The 22,831-nt window shown below is 67.7% G+C and carries 21 protein-coding genes; 12 read left to right on the top strand and 9 right to left on the bottom strand.

Features of this window, described 5'->3' with window-relative positions:
* Nucleotides 1–29 precede the first annotated feature (29 nt).
* The 3 genes from V1460_RS35355 (at nt 30) to V1460_RS35345 (ending at nt 3,125) form a co-directional block, all read left to right on the top strand.
* Nucleotides 30–1,262: a cytochrome P450 gene (locus V1460_RS35355; RefSeq protein ID WP_338677669.1), complete on the top strand. Its 1,233-nt coding sequence runs from the start codon at nt 30–32 to the stop codon at nt 1,260–1,262.
* A gap of 143 nt (nt 1,263–1,405) precedes the next feature.
* Nucleotides 1,406–1,912, top strand: a complete 507-nt coding sequence (locus V1460_RS35350; protein WP_338677668.1) for a MarR family transcriptional regulator — start codon at nt 1,406–1,408, stop codon at nt 1,910–1,912.
* A gap of 61 nt (nt 1,913–1,973) precedes the next feature.
* Nucleotides 1,974–3,125 carry a MerR family transcriptional regulator gene (locus tag V1460_RS35345; protein WP_338677667.1) on the top strand — a complete coding sequence of 384 codons (1,152 nt, stop codon included), beginning with the start codon at nt 1,974–1,976 and terminating at the stop codon, nt 3,123–3,125.
* Nucleotides 3,126–3,207: 82 nt separating this feature from the next.
* Here the strand turns inward: V1460_RS35345 and V1460_RS35340 are convergent, their stop codons facing one another.
* Nucleotides 3,208–4,035: a diacylglycerol kinase gene (locus tag V1460_RS35340; RefSeq protein ID WP_338677666.1), complete on the bottom strand. Its 828-nt coding sequence runs from the start codon at nt 4,033–4,035 to the stop codon at nt 3,208–3,210.
* Between the two features lie 143 nt (nt 4,036–4,178).
* Between V1460_RS35340 and V1460_RS35335 the strand changes: the two genes are divergently transcribed.
* The 6 genes from V1460_RS35335 (at nt 4,179) to V1460_RS35310 (ending at nt 10,476) form a co-directional block, all read left to right on the top strand.
* A complete protein-coding gene (locus tag V1460_RS35335) occupies nt 4,179–5,462 on the top strand; it encodes an adenylosuccinate synthase (RefSeq protein WP_338677665.1) in 1,284 nt (427 codons plus the stop codon).
* A 239-nt stretch (nt 5,463–5,701) separates the two neighbouring features.
* On the top strand, nt 5,702–6,076 hold the full coding sequence (locus V1460_RS35330) for a hypothetical protein (protein ID WP_338677663.1): 375 nt from the start codon (nt 5,702–5,704) through the stop codon (nt 6,074–6,076).
* Nucleotides 6,077–6,235: 159 nt separating this feature from the next.
* Nucleotides 6,236–6,589, top strand: coding sequence for a metalloregulator ArsR/SmtB family transcription factor (locus tag V1460_RS35325; protein WP_338677662.1), 354 nt, complete (start codon nt 6,236–6,238; stop codon nt 6,587–6,589).
* Between the two features lie 286 nt (nt 6,590–6,875).
* Nucleotides 6,876–7,301 (top strand): hypothetical protein, encoded by a 426-nt coding sequence (locus V1460_RS35320; protein ID WP_338677661.1) that lies wholly within the window; start codon nt 6,876–6,878, stop codon nt 7,299–7,301.
* Nucleotides 7,302–7,332: 31 nt separating this feature from the next.
* On the top strand, nt 7,333–8,760 hold the full coding sequence (locus V1460_RS35315; protein ID WP_338677660.1) for a right-handed parallel beta-helix repeat-containing protein: 1,428 nt from the start codon (nt 7,333–7,335) through the stop codon (nt 8,758–8,760).
* A gap of 216 nt (nt 8,761–8,976) precedes the next feature.
* A complete protein-coding gene (locus V1460_RS35310; RefSeq protein WP_338677659.1) occupies nt 8,977–10,476 on the top strand; it encodes a right-handed parallel beta-helix repeat-containing protein in 1,500 nt (499 codons plus the stop codon).
* A 99-nt stretch (nt 10,477–10,575) separates the two neighbouring features.
* On the opposite strand, the gene V1460_RS35305 is transcribed toward V1460_RS35310, so the two are convergent.
* From V1460_RS35305 to V1460_RS35295, 3 genes are all read right to left on the bottom strand, one after another.
* Entirely contained in the window at nt 10,576–11,472 is an 897-nt protein-coding gene (locus V1460_RS35305; RefSeq protein ID WP_338677658.1) for a sigma-70 family RNA polymerase sigma factor, read from the bottom strand.
* 94 nt (nt 11,473–11,566) lie between these two features.
* A complete protein-coding gene (locus tag V1460_RS35300; RefSeq protein WP_338677657.1) occupies nt 11,567–11,803 on the bottom strand; it encodes a DUF397 domain-containing protein in 237 nt (78 codons plus the stop codon).
* Nucleotides 11,800–12,636 carry a helix-turn-helix transcriptional regulator gene (locus tag V1460_RS35295; protein ID WP_338677656.1) on the bottom strand — a complete coding sequence of 279 codons (837 nt, stop codon included), beginning with the start codon at nt 12,634–12,636 and terminating at the stop codon, nt 11,800–11,802. The genes V1460_RS35300 and V1460_RS35295 overlap by 4 nt, the downstream gene beginning before the upstream one ends.
* Nucleotides 12,637–12,790: 154 nt before the next feature.
* Here V1460_RS35295 and V1460_RS35290 point away from each other — a divergent pair, with 154 nt between their 5' ends.
* The gene (locus V1460_RS35290; RefSeq protein WP_338677655.1) at nt 12,791–13,207 is read left to right on the top strand and encodes a hypothetical protein; all 417 of its coding nucleotides are present in this window, start codon (nt 12,791–12,793) and stop codon (nt 13,205–13,207) included.
* A gap of 60 nt (nt 13,208–13,267) precedes the next feature.
* On the top strand, nt 13,268–14,398 hold the full coding sequence (locus tag V1460_RS35285; RefSeq protein WP_338677654.1) for a CapA family protein: 1,131 nt from the start codon (nt 13,268–13,270) through the stop codon (nt 14,396–14,398).
* A gap of 10 nt (nt 14,399–14,408) precedes the next feature.
* Here V1460_RS35285 and V1460_RS35280 read toward each other — a convergent pair whose 3' ends face one another.
* Entirely contained in the window at nt 14,409–15,071 is a 663-nt protein-coding gene (locus tag V1460_RS35280; RefSeq protein WP_338677652.1) for a GPP34 family phosphoprotein, read from the bottom strand.
* A gap of 104 nt (nt 15,072–15,175) precedes the next feature.
* On the opposite strand from V1460_RS35280, the gene V1460_RS35275 reads away from it, so the two are divergent.
* Complete coding sequence (locus V1460_RS35275) at nt 15,176–15,541, top strand: hypothetical protein (RefSeq protein WP_338677651.1); 366 nt, start codon at nt 15,176–15,178, stop codon at nt 15,539–15,541.
* Nucleotides 15,542–15,635: 94 nt separating this feature from the next.
* Here V1460_RS35275 and V1460_RS35270 read toward each other — a convergent pair whose 3' ends face one another.
* From V1460_RS35270 to V1460_RS35255, 4 genes are all read right to left on the bottom strand, one after another.
* Nucleotides 15,636–17,102, bottom strand: coding sequence for a right-handed parallel beta-helix repeat-containing protein (locus V1460_RS35270; protein ID WP_338677650.1), 1,467 nt, complete (start codon nt 17,100–17,102; stop codon nt 15,636–15,638).
* 195 nt (nt 17,103–17,297) lie between these two features.
* Nucleotides 17,298–18,779: a right-handed parallel beta-helix repeat-containing protein gene (locus V1460_RS35265; protein ID WP_338677649.1), complete on the bottom strand. Its 1,482-nt coding sequence runs from the start codon at nt 18,777–18,779 to the stop codon at nt 17,298–17,300.
* A 195-nt stretch (nt 18,780–18,974) separates the two neighbouring features.
* Nucleotides 18,975–20,435, bottom strand: a complete 1,461-nt coding sequence (locus tag V1460_RS35260) for a right-handed parallel beta-helix repeat-containing protein (RefSeq protein WP_338677648.1) — start codon at nt 20,433–20,435, stop codon at nt 18,975–18,977.
* A 220-nt stretch (nt 20,436–20,655) separates the two neighbouring features.
* A complete protein-coding gene (locus tag V1460_RS35255) occupies nt 20,656–22,710 on the bottom strand; it encodes a right-handed parallel beta-helix repeat-containing protein (protein WP_338677647.1) in 2,055 nt (684 codons plus the stop codon).
* Nucleotides 22,711–22,831 lie beyond the last annotated feature (121 nt).

The raw sequence follows: 22,831 nt of genomic DNA, 5'->3' as shown, positions 1-22,831 counted from the left end.
ACCACGTCCGCTGACCCTAGCGTCCCTCCATGGACGCCCCCGCCTCTTCACCGCACGCCACCTCCGGCTTCGCCCCCTGGTCCCCCGCCTTCGCGGCCGACCCCTACCCGGCGTACGCGGAGCTTCGAGCCGCCGGGCGGGTGCACTGGTTCGAGCCGACACGGCAGTGGCTGGTGCCGCACTACGCGGACGTCTCGGCGCTGCTGCGTGACCGGCGCCTCGGGCGGACGTATCTGCACCGCTTCACCCACGAGGAGTTCGGTCGTCCCGTTCCGCCGGCCGCCCATGAGCCGTTCCATACGCTGAACGACCACGGGCTGCTGGATCTGGAGGCCCCCGACCACACCCGGATCCGACGTCTGGTGACCAAGGCGTTCACACCCAGGACGGTGCAGGCGCTGGAGCCCACGGTGCGGCGGCTCGCCGCCGAGTTGGTGGGACGACTGGTGAAGCAGGGTGGTGGCGATCTGCTCGCCGAGGTCGCGGAGCCGCTGCCGGTGGCGGTCATCGCGGAGATGCTGGGAATCCCGGAGTCGGATCGCCCCCTACTGAGGCCCTGGTCGGCGGATATCTGCGGGATGTACGAGCTGAATCCGACGGACGAGACGGCGGCGCGCGCCGTCAGGGCCTCGGTCGAGTTCTCCGGCTATCTGCGGGGGCTGATCGCCGAGCGGCGCAAGGCCCCGGGCGACGACCTGATCTCGGCGCTGATCGCGGCGTACGACGAAGGCGACCGGCTCAGCGAACAGGAGATGGTCTCCACCTGTGTGCTGCTGCTGAACGCGGGGCACGAGGCCACCGTCAACACCACCGCGAACGGCTGGTGGACCCTCTTCCGCCACCCGGAGCAGCTGGCCGGACTCCGCGCCGACCACTCGCGGCTGTCCACAGCCGTGGAGGAGCTGATGCGGTACGACACCCCGCTGCAGCTCTTCGAACGCTGGGTGCTCGACGACATCGAGATCGACGGGACCACCATTCCCCGTGGTTCCGAACTGGCTCTGCTCTTCGGTTCGGCCAATCGCGACCCGGCGCGTTTCGAGCGAGCCGATGAGCTGGACCTCACCCGGCCGGACAACTCGCATGTCTCGTTCGGCGCCGGTATCCACTACTGCCTGGGCGCTCCGCTCGCCCGGATCGAACTGTCCGCGTCCTTCCGGGAGCTGCTGCGCGAGGCGCCGGGGATGCGGATGGCGGCTGAGCCGGAATGGAAGCCGGGGTTCGTGATCAGGGGGGTACGGGAGCTGCTGGTCGAGCTCTGAGCCGGCCGCCGTCCGATGGTTTCACAAAATTGTGAAGTTAAGGAAGCATATAAACTTGGCGCAGCTGTGGTGAGGCGGTGAGCAGGGGAGTTGATCCGGTGGTGACCGACCGAAGCGACCGAAGCGGTCAGACATCCGACTGGATGGGCCGGACTGACCCGGCCGATCCACGGGCACACGACCGGCAGGTGGTGTCCGACTTCGTCGAGCGCTTCGCCGCGCAGCTGGTCGAGGCGGGCATGACCCGGATGCCCGCCCGGGTCTTCGCGGCGATCCTCTCCAGCGACGCGGGCGTGCTGACCTCGGCCGAGCTGAGCGAGCAGCTGAAAGTCAGCCCCGCTGCGGTCTCCGGAGCGATCCGCTACCTCTCCCAGGTCAACATGGTCTCCCGGGAACGCGAACCGGGCTCCCGCCGTGACCGCTACCGCGTGCACAGCAACCAGTGGTACGAGGCGCTGGCCAACCGGGACAACGTGCTCAAGCGCTGGGAGCACACCTTCCGCGACGGCGTCGCCGACTTCGGTGCGACCACTCCGGCCGGGCGCAGGCTCGCCGAGACGCTGGAGTTCTTCGAGTTCATGGAGGGCGAGCTGGCCGGGATGATGCGCCGCTGGCGCGAACACCGCGAGCGCGTCTTCGGTGCGTCCTGACTCGTCCGGCCCCGCTGGTCCCGTTGACCCTGCACCTTGTCGAGGGCCCAGAGTTCCGGGTGTGGAGAACGAGATGCGCAGCATCGGCGAACTGGCGCGGGACAGCGGTCTGACCGTCAGCGCCCTGCGGTTCTACGACCGCTCGGGGGTGCTGGTCCCGGCACAGGTGGACCCGTTCAGCGGCTACCGGTGGTACGACCCCGGCCAGCTGGACGAGGCCCGGCTGCTTGCCCGCCTGCGCGGGGCGGGGATGCCGCTGACGGACATCCGGCTGGTCCTGGCCGCCTGGGCCGGCGGGGACCACGGACTGGTGCGTGGGCTGCTCGAAGGGCATCTGCGCCGTCTGGAACGGGGCTTGTCCGATGCCCGCCGCGAGTTCTCCACGGTCCGAGATCTGATCGACATCGAGGAGAGTCCGATGACCACCTCTGTACACAACACCGCGGCCGGCATCTCCGTCGCCGCCGCCGAGCTGGCGGCGGCGTTGGACGCCGTACGGTTCGCGGCCGGTACCGATCCGGCGCTGCCGATGCTCGCCGGAGTGCTGTTCGACATCGACGGGGGCGAGCTGCGGGTCGTCGCGACCGACCGCTACCGCCTGGCGGTTTCGTGTGCCGCGGGCGACGGCGGTGGCGCTGCCCGAGCCCATGCCATCGTCCCGTCCGCGTTGGTGGACGCGATGCGAGCGCTGCTCGGCGACAGCGGTGATGGCGACGGCGCCGGTGGTGACAGTGCCGCAACCGCCCGGCTCACCATCGACGGCGAGGGGATCACCCTGGAGACCGCCGACCGCCAGACGAGTGGCCGGAGCCTCGGCCAGGACTTCCCCGATTACCGCCGCCTGGTTCGCCTGCCTGCCGGACGCCGTGTCGAGACCGACACCACCGCACTGCGGGCGGCGGTCGAGGGCGGACCGGTCCGCGCCGGCGAGGTGCGTGCACAGGACGGAGTGTCCTTCGACCTCACCGTTCTCTCGCTGACGGCTGAGGGTGCTCTCGCTGTGTCCGGGGAGGGCGAGGACGCCGGGCAGCGGCCCGCCCACCACATCGGGGTCAACCGCGACTTCCTGCTTCAGGCGCTGGCTGCCGGGGACCGGGACCGTCTGGTCCTGGAGCTGGGTGGTCCGACCGCGCCCCTGGCGATCCGCCGCCCCGACACGGAGCACACGTTCTCACTGCTGATGCCGGTGCGCATCGAAGAGGACGTCGCCTGACCGTCCCACTGCGGCACTGCGGCACTGCGGCACTGCGGCACTGCGGCACTGCGGTGCGCCGGTGCCGCTCGGCCGCGCCGCCTCACTGCGCCGGAAGCGTCAGCGCCCACGCGCCGGCCCGTACCGTCCAGGTCCGCTTGCGCACCGGCCCCGTGATCCTTGTGTCGGCGCGATAGCGGAAGTCCGGACCGGAAACCGTCACCACCTCGGCGAGGACCCGCATCGGGTCCTCGCCCACGGTGCCGCGGACGATGACCTCGGCAGCGCCGTCCCCGGCCCGTACCCTTACGTCCTCGACCGGCTCGTCCAGATCGTGCAGCAGCACCCCGTCCGCCTCGACCCGCAGCCGTCCGACGCTCGGTCTCGGCGATGGCAGGGGCAGCGGTGCGGGCCGGACGAGGGTGCGCACCAGAGAGCGGCAGGCGTCCCAGACCGACGCCGAGCCGGGAATGCCCGCGGTGGGGGAGATGCGCGACATCGTGGCAGGGATGCGTACCGCCCCGAGCACGACACCGTCGCTGTCGTCCACCAGCAGGTCCAGCTCACGTGCCGTGCCGTCCAGCACCGCGCGGGCCGCCGCCACCGGTCCCATCGGCACTCCCAGTGAACGCGCCAGCTCCACCGACGCCCTGTCCCCGACCGGTACCACCGACAGCGCCTCGTCCGCGAGCCCGCGTGCTCGGTGCAGGGCCGACACGGCGCGCATCAGCGCGCGGTCGTCACCGACCACGACAGACCGCCGGGCGCCCCTGCGTTCCAGGTTGCGGGCGAAGTCACCGGGCCCGTCCGGAAGGCAGATCTTCACGTCTGCGCCCGCGCACAGCACATCTTTCACGATACGAACGGACTCGCCGTCAAAACGGCGGGCGACCGGGTCGATGACCACCAAGAGCTGGTCGTGAGCCGACACCTCGGTCCTTCCTCGGGTAGCATCTTTGTGCAAGAGCCCCTTGCGCTATTGCGCCAGGGGCTTCGTCTATTCCGGGGCAAACACCGGTCGGCGGCTCAGGCCCCCGACTCTGGACATGCCCCGCCCGGAAGGGGTGTACGCCTGTGCCCGCACTTGTGCTGCTCGGTGCTCAGTGGGGTGACGAAGGCAAGGGAAAGGCCACCGACCTCCTCGGTGGATCCGTGGACTATGTGGTGCGTTACCAGGGTGGTAACAACGCCGGCCACACTGTGGTGGTCGGCGACCAGAAGTATGCGCTCCACCTCCTCCCTTCCGGAATCCTTTCGCCGGGATGTACCCCGGTCATCGGCAACGGTGTCGTGGTCGACCCCGCTGTCCTGCTCTCCGAGCTGAGCGGGCTGAACGAGCGCGGCGTCGACACGTCCAAGCTCCTGATCAGCGGTAACGCCCATCTCATCACCTCGTACAACGTCACCGTCGACAAGGTGACGGAACGGTTCCTCGGGAAGCGGAAGATCGGCACGACCGGCCGTGGCATCGGCCCCACCTACGCTGACAAGATCAACCGCGTCGGTATCCGGGTCCAGGACCTGTACGACGAGTCGATCCTGATGCAGAAGGTCGAGGCGGCGCTCGAGCAGAAGAACCAGCTGCTCGCCAAGGTCTTCAACCGCCGCGCCATCGAGGCGGAGCGCGTGGTCGAGGAACTGCTCGACTACGCCGACAAGATCAGGCCGTATGTCGCCGACACCACGCTGATCCTGAACAACGCGCTGGACGACGGCAAGGTCGTGCTCTTCGAGGGCGGCCAGGGCACCCTGCTCGACGTCGACCACGGCACGTACCCCTTCGTCACCTCGTCCAACCCGACGGCGGGGGGTGCCTGCACCGGCGCGGGTGTGGGACCGACCAAGATCAGCCGGGTCATCGGCATCCTCAAGGCGTACACGACCCGTGTCGGCGCCGGTCCGTTCCCGACCGAGCTCTTCGACGAGGACGGCGAGGCGCTGCGCCGTATCGGTGGCGAGCGCGGTGTGACCACCGGTCGTGACCGGCGTTGCGGCTGGTTCGACGCGGTGATCGCGCGCTACGCGACCCGGGTCAACGGCCTCACCGACTTCTTCCTCACCAAGCTGGACGTGCTCACCGGCTGGGAGCAGATCCCGGTGTGTGTGGCGTACGAGATCGACGGTCGGCGCGTCGAGGAGCTGCCGTACTCCCAGACGGACTTCCACCACGCGAAGCCGGTGTACGAGTACCTCCCGGGCTGGTCCGAGGACATCACCAAGGCCAAGTCCTTCGCGGATCTGCCGAAGAACGCGCAGGCCTATGTGAAGGCGCTGGAGGAGATGTCCGGCGCCCCGATCTCGGCGATCGGCGTCGGCCCCGGCCGTACCGAGACCATCGAGATCAACTCGTTCCTGTAGGGGGCCGAGACGCGACGGGCAGGTGAGTGTGCCCCGGGACCCAAGGGTTCCGGGGCACTTTCGTGTGCGGGCCGGGGTGTGGGCGGCGGATTCTATCCCGCGCCCTCGGGTTCCGGACGGGTAATCGCTGTTCTTCTCCACAGCCCGCGCACAGTGCGTAGCTTCGTCGTGACGGAGCGGGCACGGATGTGCGATGCCCGAGCACCACTGTGACGAGGATGACGAGGAGCAGGACCGGAATGGCAAACGTTGAGGTCTCCCTCAAGGAGACGATGACGATGATCGAGGGCGCCTTAGGGGTTGCTCTCGTCGACTACACCAGCGGAATGGCGCTGGGCACCCTGGGCGGAGGCAAGGATCTGGACCTGGCGGTGGCGGCGGCGGGCAACACCGATGTGATCCGCGCCAAGGTCCGCACCATGGAGCACCTCGGTCTCAACGACGACATCGAGGACGTCCTGATCACCCTCGGCGGCCAGTACCACCTCATCCGGCTGCTCAGGGGGCGCGGAGGCAACGGCCTCTTCCTCTATCTGGTGCTGGACAAGGGCAATTCCAACCTGGCCATGGCCCGACACCAGCTCAGGCGCATCGAAGCCGAACTCGAGATCTAGCAGAGCCCCTCTCCTCCCGGCCCCCGCATGCCCATGATGTGAAAATTTCTTCAAGTCGCCACATGGGCACATCCATATCAGGGCAAACCCCTGAGTGCGCGGGGCCGGGAGGCTGGAGGATGGTGCGCACGACACGCCCCGCCCAGGAGTGATTTCGACATGCAGGTCCCGCTCTACCAGGCCAAGGCCGAGTTCTTTCGCATGCTTGGGCACCCGGTGCGCATTCGGGTCCTGGAGCTCCTTCAGCACGGTCCCGTCCCCGTACGCGACCTGCTGGACGACATCGAGATCGAGCCGTCCAGCCTGTCCCAGCAGCTGGCCGTGCTGCGCCGCTCCGGGATCGTCGTCTCCATCCGGGACGGTGCCACCGTGAGCTACGCCTTGGCCGGCGGGGATGTGGCCGAGCTGCTGCGGGCGGCCCGCAGAATCCTCACCGAACTGCTCGCGGGTCAGACCGAGCTGCTGGAGGAGCTCCGTCAGGCCGACGTCGTGGGTCCGGCCAGGTCGTCCTGACGGGGGAGTCTGGTTCTGGCGAAGGACTGCGCCTACACGCTGACGGCGTATCTGGATGGCAGTGGGTTGCCGAGGATCACCCAGCCGATTTCGATCTTCGGGCAGGGTGCGACGATCGAGCGGGCTGCGAACGCGGAGCAGTTCCGCCTCTTCGACGTCGCAACGCCGGTGAGGACGGTGCTGCCGTCTACGGCGACGGTGGCAGGGCCGAGATCGAGAACGGCGAGACCACCGGCAACACGGCTGACCTGACGACGGATTCGCCGCTCTGCACAACGACGGGAGCATGAAGGTCCGCAGAAGCCCGGTCGGCGACAACACCGGTGAAGACGGCGGTGGTGCGCACAACGACGGCGTGCTGGAAATCGAGGAGAGCACCTTCGCCCGCGACTTCGCGGCCGATGAGGGCGGTGGCATCGAGAGCAACCCCAGCAGCTCGCTCTATCTGCGCGACAGCCTCATCGAGGGCAACACCGCAGGTGACAACGGCGGCGGTCTCGACCTGACAGAGCCGGCTTCGATCGTGGGCACCAGGACCATCGACAATGCCGTCACCGGGGGCGAAGCGACCGGCGGTGGGGTCAACGTGGACCTGGACTCCGACGAAGCGGCGGTGACGTCGCTCAACACTCTATGGATAGCTTATTGTCCTATATTTGTGTTTTCATGTGATTCGATGTGCTCACTTTCACCCCGAAGGTCCGGGGCATGACGGCCTGTCACACAGAAGGAGAGCTACATCGATGTCCCAATCACACGTGGCGGCGATGCTGAGCCGTCACTGGAAGTTGGCCGTACTCGCGGCGGCCGGTTGCGCCACCGTGACGGCCGCCACGACGATCGCCGCGGTCGCGCACTCCGGGCAGCCCGATGCGGGGTCGGTTGCGACTGCTGCGGACGGCAAAGGCATGCCTGCCGGTGACGGAGGGGGTAAGGGTGAGGGTGTCGAAGGCAAGCGCGATCACGACAGGGGTGGCAAGGGTGGCCACGCCAAAGGCGACGGCGAATACGGCGGTCACCACGGCGGCGCCGACGCCACGCATGTGGAGTGTGATCCGAACGACCTGATCGCCAACCTGGTGGATCTGAATGCGGAGCGGGGTGGGGAGCTGGTGCTGGCGAAGGACTGCCTCTACACGCTGACCGCGAACCAGGACGACAACGGTCTGCCGGAGATCACTCAGCCGATCGCCATTCACGGCAACGGTGCCACCATCCAGCGCGCCGCCAACGGGGACGACTTCCGGGTCTTCGAGGTCGGCGTGGGTGGCGATCTGAAGCTCAGCCACCTCACGATCACCCGCGGCAAGCTCGGCGACGGGGGCGAGGGTGGCGGTATCAGGGTGGCCGCGGCGGGTCGTCTCGACCTCGACCACGTCACCCTCGACCGCAACTCCACCGACCTCGAGAACTCGGACGGCGGTGCCGTCTACAACGAGGGCGTCACCACCATCCGCGACAGCACCCTCAACAAGAACACGAGCGAGGACGGTGCCGCCGTCTACAACCAAGCAGGCAAGCTGGAGATCAGCGACTCCAAGATCACCGGCAACATCAACGACCCCGACCTCGGCTACCCCGCCCTCTACAACGAGAACGGAACGACCAAGGTCAAGAAGAGCCTGCTCTCCTACAACTACGGCTACTACGGCGGCGGCCTCTACAACAGAGAGGGCGTGGCCGAGGTCGAGAAGAGCGCCTTCACGTACAACTTCGGCTACTACGGCGGTGGCATCTATGTCGACGACCCGGTATACGTGCGCGACAGCACCGTGGCCCACAACACCGTGGCTGCCGATGGCGGCGGCCTCATCCTGAACGATGCCGCGGTGATCGAGAACACCAGGATCTACGGCAATGTCGCGATCGACAGCGAGGGCGGTGGTGCCCACGTCGCCAACGCCGGCAACACCGTGGTGTTCCGGAACAGCGAGATCCACGACAACCAGGCACCCGGCAACGGGTTGTCGGGTGGCGGTATCTCCATCAGTAGCGGTGGCAGGGTCAATCTGACCGACACCAAGGTGACCGGCAACATCTCCGACCGGGAGGCCGGCGGCGTCCAGAACAACGGCACCGTCACCACCAACGGCAAGGTCAGAATCATCGACAACGTCCCCACCAACTGCCAGGCCACCGGGACCAACCCCGTCCCCGACTGCTTCGGCTGACCGCAGCCACCACGCACGGCCTCGGACTGCGTCCGCCCCCGGCTCCCCACGCCGGGGGCGGACGCATGTTCGGATGCGCTGACTCCGAAGAGGTGACACGGCGAAACGCCGACAGCTGATTGTCCTATTTTTGGCTTTTCGTGTGATTTGATCTGGCTTACTTCCCCTATTCAGAAGCAACTGACGGCTTGTCACACAGAAGGAGAGCTACGTCGTATGTCTGAAGCACAGGACACAGGCGCCGACGCGAGCGCGGACGAGTCGCGCCGGTCAGTGACGGCGGTGCTGAGCCGTCACTGGAAGTTGGCCGTACTCGCGGCGGCCGGTTTCGCGACGGTCGCGGCCACCACCACGTTCGCCGCTGTCAGCCACCGTGAGACGGCGGCCGGGGCGCGGCAGGCCACCGCGCCCGTGGACGGCAAGGGACTGCCGGCCGGCGGGGGCGACAGCGGAGGCAAGGGAGGCGAGGGCAAGGGCGACCACGGCAAGGGCGGAAAGGGCGGCCACGACAAGGGTGGCAAGGGCGATGGCAAGAAACACGGACAGAAGTACGGCCACCACGGCGATGCCGACGCCACGCATGTGGAATGCGACCCGAACGACCTGATCGCCAACCTGGTGGATCTGAATGCGGAGCGGGGTGGGGAGCTGGTCCTGGCGAAGGACTGCCTCTACACGCTGACGGCGAACCAGGACGACAACGGTCTGCCGGAGATCACCCAGCCGATCACGATCCACGGCAACGGTGCCACCATCCAGCGCGCCGCCAACGGGGACGACTTCCGGATCTTCGAGGTCGGAGTCGGTGGCGATCTGAAGCTCAGCCACCTCACGATCACCCGCGGCAAACTCAGCTCTCAAGGGAGCGAGGGCGGCGGTATCAGGGTGGCCGCGGCGGGCCGTCTCGACCTCGACCACGTCACCCTCGACCGCAACTCCACCAACCTCGAGAACTCGGACGGCGGTGCCATCTACAACCAGGGCATCACCACCATCCGCCACAGCACCCTCAGCAAGAACACGGGCGAGGACGGCGCCGCCGTCTACAACGAAGAGGGCAAGCTGGAGATCACCGACTCCAAGATCACCGGCAACATCAGCGACCCCAACGACGGCTACGCCGCCCTCTTCAACGACGGCGGCACGATCAAGGTCAAGAAGAGCCTGCTCTCCTACAACTACGGCAACGCGGGAGGCGCCCTCTACAACGCCTCCGGCGTCTCCGAGGTCGAGAAGAGCGCCGTCGTGCACAACTTCGCCTACGGCGGCGGTGGTATCTACACCGATGACTCGCTGTACGTCCGCGACAGCACGATCGCGTACAACACCGCGAGCAGCGGCGGCGGTGGCGGCCTCGGCCTGAACAACGCGGCGGTGATCGACAACACCAAGATCTACGGCAATGTCGCGACCGATAGCGACGGCGGCGGTGTCTACGTGTTCACCAGCGACGACAACCCCGTCGTGTTCCGGAACAGCAAGATCCACGACAACCAGGCACCCGGCAACGGCCAAAGCGGAGGCGGCATCTACATCGACAACGGCACGGTCAACCTGACCGACACCAAGGTGACCGGCAACATCTCCGACGAGGAGGCCGGCGGCGTCCACAACGAGGGCACCGTCACCACCAACGGCAAGGTCAGGATCATCGACAACGTCCCCACCAACTGCCAGGCCACCGGGACCAACCCCGTCCCCAACTGCTTCGGCTGATCCCACCCACCGGCAGGGGCTGCCCACCGGCCGCCCCGGCCCCCGAACCGCCCGCCCCCGGCTCCCCTCACCGGGGGCGGGCGCATGTCCGAGTGCAGCTCAGGTGTCCAGCAGTGTCACATCGATGCCCGTCAGCCGGTCGGGGTCGGCAAGGATGTCCAGCCGGACCACCTTGCCGTGCGGACCGACGGTGAAGGCCATCACGGCGGCCGCGGTGCCGCCCTCGGGCACCGTGACCAGCCCCGGGGCGCCGTTGACGAGCGCGAGCCGGGCGAACGGCGAGAAGCTGCGGTACATGAACGCCTGGCTGGCCACCGCGTGCGCCCCGCGCACCAGCTTCGAGGTGCCCTCGGGGGCCGGCATCGCACCGCCGTCCACGCGCAGCTCGATGTCCGGGTCGAGCAGGGACAGCAGGGCGTCGAAGTCACCACCGCGTGAGGCGGTGAGGAAGGCGTCCACGACTTCACGCTGACGGGTGAGGTCGGCGTCAGGGGCCGGGGCCGCACCCTGGACGCGCCGCCGGGCGCGGCTGGCGAGCTGGCGCGCTGCGGCGGGGGTGCGGCCCACCATCGGCGCGATCTCGTCGAAGGGCACGGCGAACATGTCGTGCAGCACGAACGCCAGCCGCTCGGCGGGTGGCAGCGCCTCCAGCACGACGAGCAGGGCCAGCCCGACCGAGTCGGCGACCAGGGCCTGCTGCTCGGGGTCGGTGCCCTCGATGCTGCTGACCACGGGGTCGGGCAGATACACGTCGAGCGGGTCTTCCCGCCGGGAGGTGCGGGAGCGCAGCATGTCCAGGCACACCCGGCCGACCACGGTGGTCAGCCAGCCGCCGAGGTTCGCGACCTCGCTGGTGTCCGAGCGGCTGAGCTTCAGCCAGGCCTCCTGGACGGCGTCCTCGGCCTCGCTGAGCGAGCCGAGCATCCGGTAGGCCACCGCCCGCAGCTGGCTCCGATGGGCCTCGAAGCGCTCCGCCAGGTACTCGCCGTCGTTCATCGCGCACACTCTCCCCGTCCGTTCCACTGGTACTCCTCTGACGGAACGGACGAGGCGGCTGTGACGAGCCCGGGCGGTCGGCTCAGCTCTCGGCTCAGCTCTGCCAGGAGAGGAAGGCCGACCAGGCCGAGGTGTCCACGGAGAAGACGGGGCCGTCGCTGACCTTGGAGTCGCGGACACGCACGGAGTGGGGGCAGGCGGCGACCTCGACGCAGTTACCGCCGCTGGAGTCGCTGTAGGAGGACGTGCGCCAGTCGAAGGCCACCTCGACGCATTCGCCGCCGCCGCTGCCGCTGTAGCTGGACTTGAACCAGTGCAGGCTGTCGTTCATCTCTGCTCTCCTGCCAACTGCTCGATAAGGCCCAGCGATTCACGAGGGCCCAGGGCCTGTGCCCGGATCTTCGCATATCGCTGGGCGAACGTACTGACCTTTGCGGGGTCGTTGATCAGCAGGCTCTCGAACTGGATCTCCAGATAGACCAGGTGGTCATGCTCCGGGGTCTCCAGCAGGTTCAGATCGCCGTTGTCGCCCGCGTGCTCGCCGCCGATCCCCGCGTCCAGCGGCAGCACCTGCAGGGTCACATTGCGCCGCCGGGCGCACTTCGCCAGGAACAGCAGCTGGTCGCGCATGATCCCCGCGCCGCCGATGGTGCGCCGTAACACCGACTCCTCAAGGACCAGCTCGATCAGGGGCACCGGCTGCCGGTCGAACAGCACCTGCCGTGCCGTCCGCGCCTCGACCAGCTCCTCCACCCGCTGCTCCGGCAGCGGTGGAAAACCCCCGCCGATCAGCGCCCGAGCGTACTCCGGGGTCTGGAACAACCCGTGCACGACCAGAGTCGAGTACAGATGCAGCCCGACCGCCTTCTGCTCAAGACCCGAATAGTCCTGGAACTGCTTCGGATACTTCTCCCGCCGGACATGCTCCCGCGCCTCCTCGAAGAAGCCGAGGCCGTCCCCGATCTCGCGCTCCAGCCCCACCAGCATCTCGTCGCTCGGGGCCTGAGCGCAGGTCTCCGCCGCGCTGATCGCTGCCCCCGAATACCCGATCCGCTCGCCGAGCTGCGGCTGGGTGAGCTTGGCCCGCAGCCGCAGCTTGCGCATCATCTCGGCGACCAGACGTGTCGCCGAACCCGCCGTTTCCTTGTTCTCCGCGCGTGCCATACCGATCACCGTTCGCCTCGACCGGACTCAACCGGTCACTACCGGGCCACGCCGAATTCGACCCGAATCAAGGCGTGTTTGCGCTGTTCAACCAACTCACCACACCTCGGCCGTGTCACGGAAAACGCTAACGGGGAAGCGTCAGACTGGATACGTGATTGCAGAAACTCGCCACATCCGGATCGGCTGGGTCCCCGAACGCGGATTCCAGCTGCGAAAAGCAGGCGTCCAATTCGACGCGGTGCGCGTCGACGGGGACCAGGGCCGCGATCTCGCCGACCTCGTCGGGGAGCTGACGGGCGGCGACCCTGGCCCGGTGGTCATGGAGGCCAACGGGCGGCAGGGCGTCTACTTCCTGCTCCCCGTGGGCAGCACGTCGCACCGGGTCTGGCCGCGCGGGGTGACCCGCTTCAACTCGGCGCCCGGCTGCATCAGTTTCGTGCCGGTGCCGGCTCTCAAAGGCCACACCTGGCCGCTGTCATGGCGCTTTCCCCCGGCCGAAGCGCACCGGTTCGTGCATCCGCTGCTGCTGCGGTCGGCGGCGTCCGAAGTGCTGAGACCGCTTTCCTGAATCGATCGAGCCGTATTTCCCATCCGGCGGGAAAATGATGATGGTGCGAAAATATGCACCATGGCCCTGGCTGCCCCCGTCACGCTGTTCCTCAGCGGCGACGTCATGTCGGGCCGGGGCGTCGACCAGATACTGCCGCACCCCGGAGATCCCGCCCTGCGCGAGGAACGCATACGCGACGCCCGCGACTACGTGGCCCTCGCGGAGGCCGTCAACGGCGGAATTCCCCAGCCCGTGGACTACTCCTGGCCCTGGGGAGACGCCCTGGAGATCCTCGATGCCGTGCGCCCCGACGTACGCGTCATCGACCTGGAGAGCAGCGTCACCACCAGCGACGACTTCGCGCCCGGCAAGGCCGTCGCCTACCGCATGCACCCCGACAACCTCCCGCTGCTCGCCACCGTCCGGCCGGATGTCTGCGCCCTGGCGAACAACCACGTCCTCGACTTCGGGCGCCGCGGCCTGGAGGAGACCGTGGACGTGCTCAGCCGCGCCGGTCTCGGCCCGGCGGGAGCCGGACGGGACGCGGCGGCGGCACGCCGCCCCGCCGCCGCCGACACGGGTGACGGCCGCGGCCGGGTGCTCGTACTGTCCTGCGCGATGGCGTCGGCCGGGGTCCCGTCCCGCTGGGCGGCGGGGGAGGACAGACCGGGAGTCGACTTCGTGCCCGACCTCTCCGCCCGCAGCGCCGACGCCCTCGCGCGGCGCCTTGAGGCCGTGCGCGAGGACGGCGATCTGACCGTGGTCTCGATCCACTGGGGATCGAACTGGGGCTTCGGGGTCTCGGGGAGCCAGGCCGCGTTCGCCCGCCGACTGGTGGACGGCGGCGTGGACCTCGTCCACGGCCACTCGTCCCACCATCCCAGGCCCATCCAGGTGTACCGGGGCAAGCTGATCCTCTACGGCTGCGGCGACCTGGTCGACGACTACGAGGGCATCCCCGGCTACGAGCGCTACCGCGCCGACCTTCGGCTGATGTACTTCCCCGTGCTCGCCCCGGACACCGGCGAGCTGACCGAGCTGCGCATCGCGCCCCTGCGCGCCCGGCGGATGCGGCTGGAGCACGCCTCCGCCGCCGACCGCGCCTGGCTGTGCGAGGTGCTCAGCCGGGCCGGGCGCGCCTACGGGACACAGGTGGAGCCGGATCCGAGGCAGGCCGGGTATCTGACCCTGCGCTGGTGGCGTCGCTGACCCGGCGGCGTCAGGTCAGCGCGGTCACCACGACCGTCGTCGTGATCGCCACCATCGCCGCCTGCATGTTGCGGATGGCCTCGCGCAGGCTGTCCCCCGCCCACTGGCCGGACGCGATCTCCGTCATCCGCGGCCCGACCTGCTTCTTCGGCACTCCGGGGAAGGAGATCCCGTGCAGTTCGGCGCCCTGGAGCAATGCGATCAGACCCGAGGTGCGGGCATCGGGCACGGCTCCCTGGAGCACCACGTCCGCCAGTCGCGCCCGCAGCTCCCGCTCGACCGTGCCGTCCGCCTCCGGATAGCGGCGCACCGGGAAGATCCCGAGCGCCTTGCGTCGCTCCTCGACCACCAGACCCCGGGCGCACAGGCTCTCGATCGTGGCGGACACGGCCTTCGACTGGTCCTTGGTCAGCCAGTCGGCGACCCGGCGCCTGCCACCCCGGTTCGCCCAGGTGGCGAGCAGCTCCAACCGCCCGTCGAGCAGCGGGACACCGGTCGGGGTCGTGTCGGTGACACTGAGCCGCCCGTCCGCGACCGCGATGCGTCCCGCCATGACCAGCTCCAGCAGCAGCGCACCGGCCACCGCCCAGCCCGCGGACTGGCGGCTTCTCGCCTCGCCGGACTCGTCGTCCAGCGAGAGCAGTGCTATCTCCTCGGCGAGCGTGACGTTCATACGTGGTCCCCCTCTTCTGCGAACGCGGGAAACGAGGACAGGAGTTGACCCGTATCCGGCCTGCTGTCGTTCTCGCTGCCTTCCCCTGACACAAGGAGACGATCATGGCCGTCCAACCGGTTCCCGAGGGATACAGCACCGTCACACCGTGGATCATCTGCAAGGACACGGCAGGCCTCACCGACTACGTCCAGCCCGCTTTCGGCGCTGAGGAGCCGGGGCGCTTCGAGACGCCGGACGGTGCGATCGGCCATGTCGAACTGCGTATCGGCGAGGCCAAGGTGATGGGCTTCGACAGCCCGAAGGGCCGGCCGGCGACGCCCGCCTTCCTGCAGCTCTACGTGGCAGTGGACGGGTCCGAGGCGGAACGCCGGCTGCGCGAAACGCGGTTCACGCAGGCGCTGGAGTACGCCATGGGGTCGCTGGTGGAGGCCGGGCCGAGGCTCCGGGCGGACACGGCCGGCGCATAGGCCCGGACATGCGCCCGCCCCCGGTGAGGGGAGCCGGGGGCGGGCGGTTCGGGGGCCGGGGCGGCCGGTGGGCCGCCCCTGCCGGTGGATGGGGTCAGCCGAAGCAGTTGGGGACGGGGTTGGTCCCGGTGGCCTGGCAGTTGGTGGGGACGTTGTCGATGATTCTGACCTTGCCGTTGGTGGTGACGGTGCCCTCGTTGTGGACGCCGCCGGCCTCCTCGTCGGAGATGTTGCCGGTCACCTTGGTGTCGGTCAGGTTGACCGTGCCGTCGCTGATGTAGATGCCGCCTCCGCTTTGGCCGTTGCCGGGTGCCTGGTTGTCGTGGATCTTGCTGTTCCGGAACACGACGGGGTTGTCGTCGTCGGTGAACACGTAGACACCACCGCCGTCGTTATCGGTCGCGACATTGCCGTAGATCTTGGTGTTGTCGATCACCGCCGCGTTGTTCAGGCCGAGGCCGCCACCGCCGCCGCTGCTCGCGGTGTTGTACGCGATCGTGCTGTCGCGGACGTACAGCGGGTCATAGCTGTGGATGCCACCGCCGTAGTAGGCGAAGTTGTGCACGACGGCGCTCTTCTCGACCTCGGAGACGCCGGAGCTGTTGTAGAGGGCGCCTCCCACGTAGCCGTAGTTGTAGGAGAGCAGGCTCTTCTTGACCTTGATCGTGCCGCCGTCGTTGAAGAGGGCGGTGTAGCCGTCGTTGGGGTCGCTGATGTTGCCGGTGATCTTGGAGTCGGTGATCTCCAGCTTGCCTGCTTCGTTGTAGACGGCGGCGCCGTCCTCGCCCGTGTTCTTGCTGAGGGTGCTGTGGCGGATGGTGGTGATGCCCTCGTTGTAGATGGCACCGCCGTTCGAGAGCTCGAGGTTGGTGGAGTTGCGGTCGAGGGTGACGTGGTCGAGGTCGAGACGGCCCGCCGCGGCCACCCTGATACCGCCGCCCTCGCCGAACTGGCCGAGTTTGCCGCGGGTGATCGTGAGGTGGCTGAGCTTCAGATCGCCACCGACTCCGACGTCGAAGATCCGGAAGTCGTCCCCGTTGGCGGCGCGCTGGATGGTGGCACCGTTGCCGTGGATGGTGATCGGCTGGGTGATCTCCGGCAGACCGTTGTCGTCCTGGTTCGCGGTCAGCGTGTAGAGGCAGTCCTTCGCCAGGACCAGCTCCCCACCCCGCTTCGCATTCAGGCCGACCAGCGCCGCGACCAGGGCATTCGGATCACACTCCACATAAGTGGCGTCATGGGAGGGGCGACTGTGCTTGCCGCTGCCGTGACCATCCCTGTCACGGCCACTCGTGCGGCCTTTCCCGTGGCCGTCCTTGCCGCCTCGGTCGCCCTTGTCCCCGGTCCGCCCGCCCTCACCGCTCACCGCGGCACCTTTGGCGTCTGCGGCAGCGGACGTCGACCGTGCGTCATGGACGACCGCCATCGTCGTGGTGGCCGCCACCGTGGCGAAGCCCGCCGCCAGAACCGTCACCTTCCAGTGACGGCTCAGCGCCGCCGTCAACGACTGGCGCGGCTCGCCCGCGCCGCCGTCCGCGCCCGTGCTCTGTGATTCAGACATCCGACCCGGCTCTCCTTCTGTGTGGCAGACCGTCACACCCCCACATCGCAAAGAGGGTGATAGCTGATCAAATCAAAACACATGAAAAGCCAAAAATCGGACAATCGGATCTGGGTGTTTCGAAGTGTCGCGCTCCGTACCCGGACATGGCCCTGCCCCCGGCGTGGACGCCGGGGGCAGGGTGATCGGGTGGGGTCAGCCGAAGCAGTTGGGGACGGGGTTGGTCCCGGTGGCCTGGCAGTTGGTGGGGACGTTGTCGATGATTCTGACCTTGCCGTTGGTGGTGACGGTGCCCTCGTTGTGGACGCCGCCGGCTTCATCGTCGGAGATGTTGCCGGTCACCTTGGTGTCGGTCAGATTGACCGTGCCATTGCCGATGTAGATGCCGCCTCCGCTGTAGCCGTTGCCGGGTGCCTGGTTGTCATGGATCTTGCTGTTCCGGAACACGACGGGGTTGGCGTCGTTGGTCGCCACGTAGACACCGCCGCCGTAGAAGTCGGTGACGGCGTTGCCGTAGATCTTGGTGTTGTCGATCACCGCCGCGTCATTCAGGTTGAGGCCGCCACCGCCGTCGGTGCTCGCGGTGTTGTACGCGATCGTGCTGTCGCGGACGTACAGCGGGTCATCGGTGTAGATGCCGCCGCCGTAGTAGGCGAAGTTGTACGTGAGGGCGCTCTTCTCGACCTCGGAGACGCCGGAGGCGTTGTAGAGGGCGCCTCCGAAGTAGCCGTAGTTGTAGGAGAGCAGGCTCTTCTTGACCTTGATCGTGCCGCCGTCGTTGAAGAGGGCTGCGTAGCCGTCGTTGGGGTCGTTGATGTTGCCGGTGATCTTGGAGTCGGTGATCTCCAGCTTGCCCTCTTGGTTGTAGACGGCAGCGCCGTCTTCGCTCGTGTTCTTGTTGAGGGTGCTGTGGCGGATGGTGGTGATGCCCTCGTTGTAGACGGCACCGCCGTCCGAGTTCCCGAGGTCGGTGGAGTTGCGGTCGAGGGTGACGTGGTCGAGGTCGAGACGACCCGCCGCGGCCACCCTGATACCGCCGCCCTCGCCGTTGCCGAGTTTGCCGCGGGTGATGGTGAGGTGGCTGAGCTTCAGATCGCCACCGACTCCGACGTCGAAGATCCGGAAGTCGTCCCCGTTGGCGGCGCGCTGGATGGTGGCACCGTTGCCGTGGATGGTGATCGGCTGGGTGATCTCCGGCAGACCGTTGTCGTCCTGGTTCGCGGTCAGCGTGTAGAGGCAGTCCTTCGCCAGGACCAGCTCCCCACCCCGCTTCGCATTCAGGCCGACCAGCGCCGCGACCAGGGCATTCGGATCACACTCCACGTGGGTTCCATCGCGGTCACCATGGCGGCCGTACTTGTGTCCGTGTTTCTTGTCATCGCCCTTGCCACCCTTGTCGTGGCCACCCTTTCCGCCCTTGCCGTGGTCGCCCTTGCCCTCGCCTCCCTTGCCTCCGCTGTCGCCCCCGCCGGCCGGCAGTCCCTTGCCGTCCACGGGCGCGGTGGCCTGCCGCGCCCCGGCCGCCGTCTCACGGTGGCTGACAGCGGCGAACGTGGTGGTGGCCGCGACCGTCGCGAAACCGGCCGCCGCGAGTACCGCCAACTTCCAGTGACGGCTCAGCACCGCCGTCACTGACCGGCGCGACTCGTCCGCGCCCGTGCTCTGTGATTCAGACATCCGACCCGGCTCTCCTTCTGTGTGGCAGACCGTCACACCCCCACATCGCAAAGAGGGTGATAGCTGATCAAATCAAAACACATGAAAAGCCAAAAATCGGACAATCGGATCTGGGTGTTTCGAAGTGTCGCGCTCCGTACCCGGACATGGCCCTGCCCCCGGCGTGGACGCCGGGGGCAGGGTGATCGGGTGGGGTCAGCCGAAGCAGTTGGGGACGGGGTTGGTCCCGGTGGCCTGGCAGTTGGTGGGGACGTTGTCGATGATCCTGACCTTGCCGTTGGTGGTGACGGTGCCCTCGTTGTGGACGCCGCCGGCCTCCTCGTCGGAGATGTTGCCGGTCACCTTGGTGTCGGTCAGGTTGACCGTGCCGTCGCTGATGTAGATGCCGCCTCCGCTTTGGCCGTTGCCGGGTGCCTGGTTGTCGTGGATCTTGCTGTTCCGGAACACGACGGGGTTGTCGTCGTCGGTGGACACGTTGGCGCCGCCGCCGCTGCCGTTGGTGACGGCGTTGCCGTAGATCTTGGTGCGGTCGAAGGCCGCGGCCCAGTGGAGACCGGAGCCGCCGCCGCCGTCGGTCGCGGTGTTGTACGCGATCGTGCTGTCGCGGACGTACAGCGAGTCGTCACTGTGGATGGCGCCGTAGTAGTAGCCGAAGTTGTACGTGAGGGCGCTCTTCTCGACCTCGGAGACGCCGGAGCTGTTGTAGAGGGCGCCTCCCGAGTTGCCGTAGTTGTAGGAGAGCAGGCTCTTCTTGACCTTGATCGTTCCGCCTTCGTTGAAGAGGGCGGCGTAGCCGTCGTCGGGGTCGTTGATGTTGCCGGTGATCTTGGAGTCGGTGATCTCCAGCTTGCCCTCTTGGTTGTAGACGGCGGCGCCGTCCTCGCTCGTGTTCTTGTTGAGGGTGCTGTGGCGGATGGTGGTGATGCCCTCGTTGTAGACGGCACCGCCGTCCGAGTTCTCGAGGTCGGTGGAGTTGCGGTCGAGGGTGACGTGGTCGAGGTCGAGACGGCCCGCCGCGGCCACCCTGATACCGCCGCCCTCGCTGCCGTCGCCGAGTTTGCCGCGGGTGATGGTGAGGTGGCTGAGCTTCAGATCGCCACCGACTCCGACCTCGAAGATCCGGAAGTCGTCCCCGTTGGCGGCGCGCTGGATGGTGGCACCGTTGCCGTGGATCGTGATCGGCTGGGTGATCTCCGGCAGACCGTTGTCGTCCTGGTTCGCGGTCAGCGTGTAGAGGCAGTCCTTCGCCAGGACCAGCTCCCCACCCCGCTTCGCATTCAGGCCGACCAGCGCCGCGACCAGGGCATTCGGATCACACTCCACGTGGGTTCCATCGCGGTCACCATGGCGGCCGCCGTACTCGTCAAGGCGGCCCTTGTCGCCCTCGCCGCTCCTGCTTCCCGTGCCATCGTGGTCTGCCTTGCGGTTGCCCTTGCCGTGTCCGCCCTCGTCTGCCTTGCCGGTGTGCCCCTCGGTCGTGGCGGCGGGAGTCCCGGGTGAGCCCTCGGACTTGAGGTTTCCGGCCTCGGTGGCTCCGGCGGTCGTCGCGGTGCCGACGATGGTGGTGAGTCCGGCCGCGATGAGGGCGGTCAGCTTCCGGTGACGGCTCGGCGGCGCCGTCTTGAGGCGGGTTCGGGCGCCCTGTGGTGCAGGCATTCGGCGTGCTCGCTTTCTGTGTGATGTGCGGTCGTATCCCTGTATGGAAGAAGTGGAGCTAAGTGCAGTAGATCATGCGAAAAGAGATAAATAGGATAATTAATACGGCGTTTCACGGGTATGCGCCCGCCCCCGGCGCGGATGCCGGGGGCGGGGAGAGAGGGGATCGCGGGTGGCCGCTCGGGTCACCCGGTCCGGTTGTGGGTGTCGTGACGGTGGATCAGCCGAAGCAGTTCGGCACCGGGTTGCCGCTGTCTTCGCAGTTGGTCGGGACGTTGTCGATGATCCGGATCTTGCCCTGGGTCGTGACCTCGCCGTCGTTCTGGATGCCGCCGGCTTCCTCGTCGGAGATGTTCCGGGTCACCTTGACGTCGGTGAGGTCGAGGACGCTGAGTTCGTTTACGAGGATGCCGCCGCCCTGGGCGTCGTTGGCCGGTGCCTGGTTGCCGTCGACCTTCACACGCCGCAGGGCGACCTTGTCGACATTTTCCGCGATGGCGAGACCGCCTCCACCACCGACGTTGACGAGGGTGCCGTCCCCGGTGGAGACGTTGTCGGTGATCTTGCTGTCCTCGAAGACCGCCTCGTCCGACAGCTGGGCGCCGCCGCCCTCGCCGGTCGCTGTGTTGTCGTGGATGTAGGAACCGCGTACGAGGAGTCCGCCGTCCTCGTGGTCGATGCCGGCGCCGCTTCCGTCGTCCTCGGTGTTGTAGGCGATCCGGGACTTCTCGATCTCCGTCACGCCGCCGTCGGACTCGACACCACCGCCGATGTTGTGGCTGATGTCGGACTTGGTGATCGTCGCGGTACCGCCCTCGGTTTCGATGGAGCCGTCCGTGCCGATATTGCGGTAGGTCTTGCTGTCGTCCATCACGAGCTCGGCGTCATCGGTGAAGATGGCTGAGCCTTCTTCGGCGGAGTTGCCCTCGAAGGTGGTCTTCTTGACCCTGGTGATGCCCTCGTTGAGGATGGCGCCACCGTTGTCGCTGCCGATGTTGTCGACGGTGTTGTTGACGAAGGCGACCATCTCCGTTTCGAGGAGCCCTCCCGACCGGACCCAGACGGCGCCGCCGCCCTCTCCCTCGACGGTCTTGCCGCGGGTGAGGATGAGGTGGCTGAGTTTGAGCTCGCCGCCGGACCCGATGTCGAAGAGGCGGAACGGGTCGGCATTGGCGGCGCGCTGGATGGTGGATCCGTTGCCGTGAATGCTGATCGGCTGGATGATCTGCGGCAGGCCGCTGCCGTCCGTGCTGGCGGTCAGGGTGTAGGTGCAGTTCGGGGCGAGGCGCAGCGAACCACCGGTGTTGTTGTTGAGGTCGACGAGTGCCGCGATCAGGGCGTTCGGGTCGCAGTCCACCTTGCGCTCGTACCAACCGCGCTTGTCCTGCTTCTTGCCGTGGCCGGCCTTGTCGCCCTTGTCATAACCGCCCTTGCCGCCCTTGTCGCCGTAGCTGTCGCCCTTGCCTCCCTTCTCCTTGCCTTCGTTGCCCTTGGAGGCGCTGCGGCCTTCGCCCTTGTCGCCGTAGCCGCCGTAGTCGTCGTCCTTGTCGGACTTGCCGCCCCAGTCGCCGCCCTTGTCGTGGTCGTTGCCTCCGTAGTCCTTGTCGCCGTAGCCCCCCTTGTCGTAGCCGCCCTTGTCGTAGCCGCCCTTGTCGCCGTAGCCCCCCTTGTCGTAGCCCCCCTTGTCTCCCTTGTCGGAGTAGTCGTCCTTGCCTTCGTTGCCCTTGGACTGGCCGCCGTTCTCCTTGCCTTCGTTGCCCTTGCCTTCGTTCCCCTTGCCTTCGTTGCCCTTGGAGGCGCCGCCCTTGTCCTGGTCGTTGCCTCCGTAGTCCTTGTCGCCGTAGCCCCCCTTGTCGCCGTAGCCGCCCTTGTCTCCCTTGTCGCCGTAGCCCCCCTTGTCTCCCTTGCCGCCGTAGCCGCCCTTGTCTCCCGAGTCGTTGTTGCCCCAGGAGTGGGAGTAGTCGTCGCCCTTGCCTCCCCCGCCCTCGCCGGAGTGGTCGGGATTGCCGGCGTTGGCCCAGTAGTCGCCTTGCTCGCCGTCGTTCGGCATGCCGTCGGCCGGGGCGGCGTCGGGCGCCGTCCTGGCCTTGACGGGCGTGGCCTGCGTGGCTGCTCCGGCGTCCTGGATTCCGACGATGGTGGTGGTGGCCGCCATGGTGGCGAACCCGGCCGCGGCGAGAACGGCAACCTTCCAGTGACGGCTCAGCGCCGCCGTCTTCGGACGGTGCGAGGTGCTCTTACCGGCACCCGCACCCGTGCCCACTGATTCAGACATCCGACGTAGCTCTCCTTCTTGTGTGACGGGCCGTCACGCCCCTAGTCCGGAAGGGGCGGAAGTGCGACACATCAAATCACAAGAAAAGCCATAAATAGGACAATAGGAGCGTGTCGTGGTG

Origin of the sequence: Streptomyces sp. SCSIO 30461 (assembly GCF_037023745.1) — a bacterium.
GTDB lineage: Bacteria > Actinomycetota > Actinomycetes > Streptomycetales > Streptomycetaceae > Streptomyces.
The sequence above is the reverse complement of the archived record's forward strand: the minus strand, read 5'-3'. Positions and strand labels throughout refer to the sequence as shown.

What these genes read in the sequence shown, in the direction of transcription:
- V1460_RS35355 (WP_338677669.1), top strand. Translation starts at nt 30, where the DNA reads ATGGACGCCCCCGCCTCTTCACCGCACGCCACCTCCGGCTTCGCCCCC.
- V1460_RS35350 (WP_338677668.1), top strand. Translation starts at nt 1,406, where the DNA reads ATGGGCCGGACTGACCCGGCCGATCCACGGGCACACGACCGGCAGGTG.
- V1460_RS35330 (WP_338677663.1), top strand. Translation starts at nt 5,702, where the DNA reads ATGGCAAACGTTGAGGTCTCCCTCAAGGAGACGATGACGATGATCGAG.
- V1460_RS35325 (WP_338677662.1), top strand. Translation starts at nt 6,236, where the DNA reads ATGCAGGTCCCGCTCTACCAGGCCAAGGCCGAGTTCTTTCGCATGCTT.
- V1460_RS35320 (WP_338677661.1), top strand. Translation starts at nt 6,876, where the DNA reads ATGAAGGTCCGCAGAAGCCCGGTCGGCGACAACACCGGTGAAGACGGC.
- V1460_RS35315 (WP_338677660.1), top strand. Translation starts at nt 7,333, where the DNA reads ATGTCCCAATCACACGTGGCGGCGATGCTGAGCCGTCACTGGAAGTTG.
- V1460_RS35310 (WP_338677659.1), top strand. Translation starts at nt 8,977, where the DNA reads ATGTCTGAAGCACAGGACACAGGCGCCGACGCGAGCGCGGACGAGTCG.
- V1460_RS35305 (WP_338677658.1), bottom strand. Translation starts at nt 11,472, where the DNA reads ATGAACGACGGCGAGTACCTGGCGGAGCGCTTCGAGGCCCATCGGAGC.
- V1460_RS35300 (WP_338677657.1), bottom strand. Translation starts at nt 11,803, where the DNA reads ATGAACGACAGCCTGCACTGGTTCAAGTCCAGCTACAGCGGCAGCGGC.
- V1460_RS35295 (WP_338677656.1), bottom strand. Translation starts at nt 12,636, where the DNA reads ATGGCACGCGCGGAGAACAAGGAAACGGCGGGTTCGGCGACACGTCTG.
- V1460_RS35285 (WP_338677654.1), top strand. Translation starts at nt 13,268, where the DNA reads ATGGCCCTGGCTGCCCCCGTCACGCTGTTCCTCAGCGGCGACGTCATG.
- V1460_RS35280 (WP_338677652.1), bottom strand. Translation starts at nt 15,071, where the DNA reads ATGAACGTCACGCTCGCCGAGGAGATAGCACTGCTCTCGCTGGACGAC.
- V1460_RS35275 (WP_338677651.1), top strand. Translation starts at nt 15,176, where the DNA reads ATGGCCGTCCAACCGGTTCCCGAGGGATACAGCACCGTCACACCGTGG.
- V1460_RS35270 (WP_338677650.1), bottom strand. Translation starts at nt 17,102, where the DNA reads ATGTCTGAATCACAGAGCACGGGCGCGGACGGCGGCGCGGGCGAGCCG.
- V1460_RS35265 (WP_338677649.1), bottom strand. Translation starts at nt 18,779, where the DNA reads ATGTCTGAATCACAGAGCACGGGCGCGGACGAGTCGCGCCGGTCAGTG.
- V1460_RS35260 (WP_338677648.1), bottom strand. Translation starts at nt 20,435, where the DNA reads ATGCCTGCACCACAGGGCGCCCGAACCCGCCTCAAGACGGCGCCGCCG.
- V1460_RS35255 (WP_338677647.1), bottom strand. Translation starts at nt 22,710, where the DNA reads ATGTCTGAATCAGTGGGCACGGGTGCGGGTGCCGGTAAGAGCACCTCG.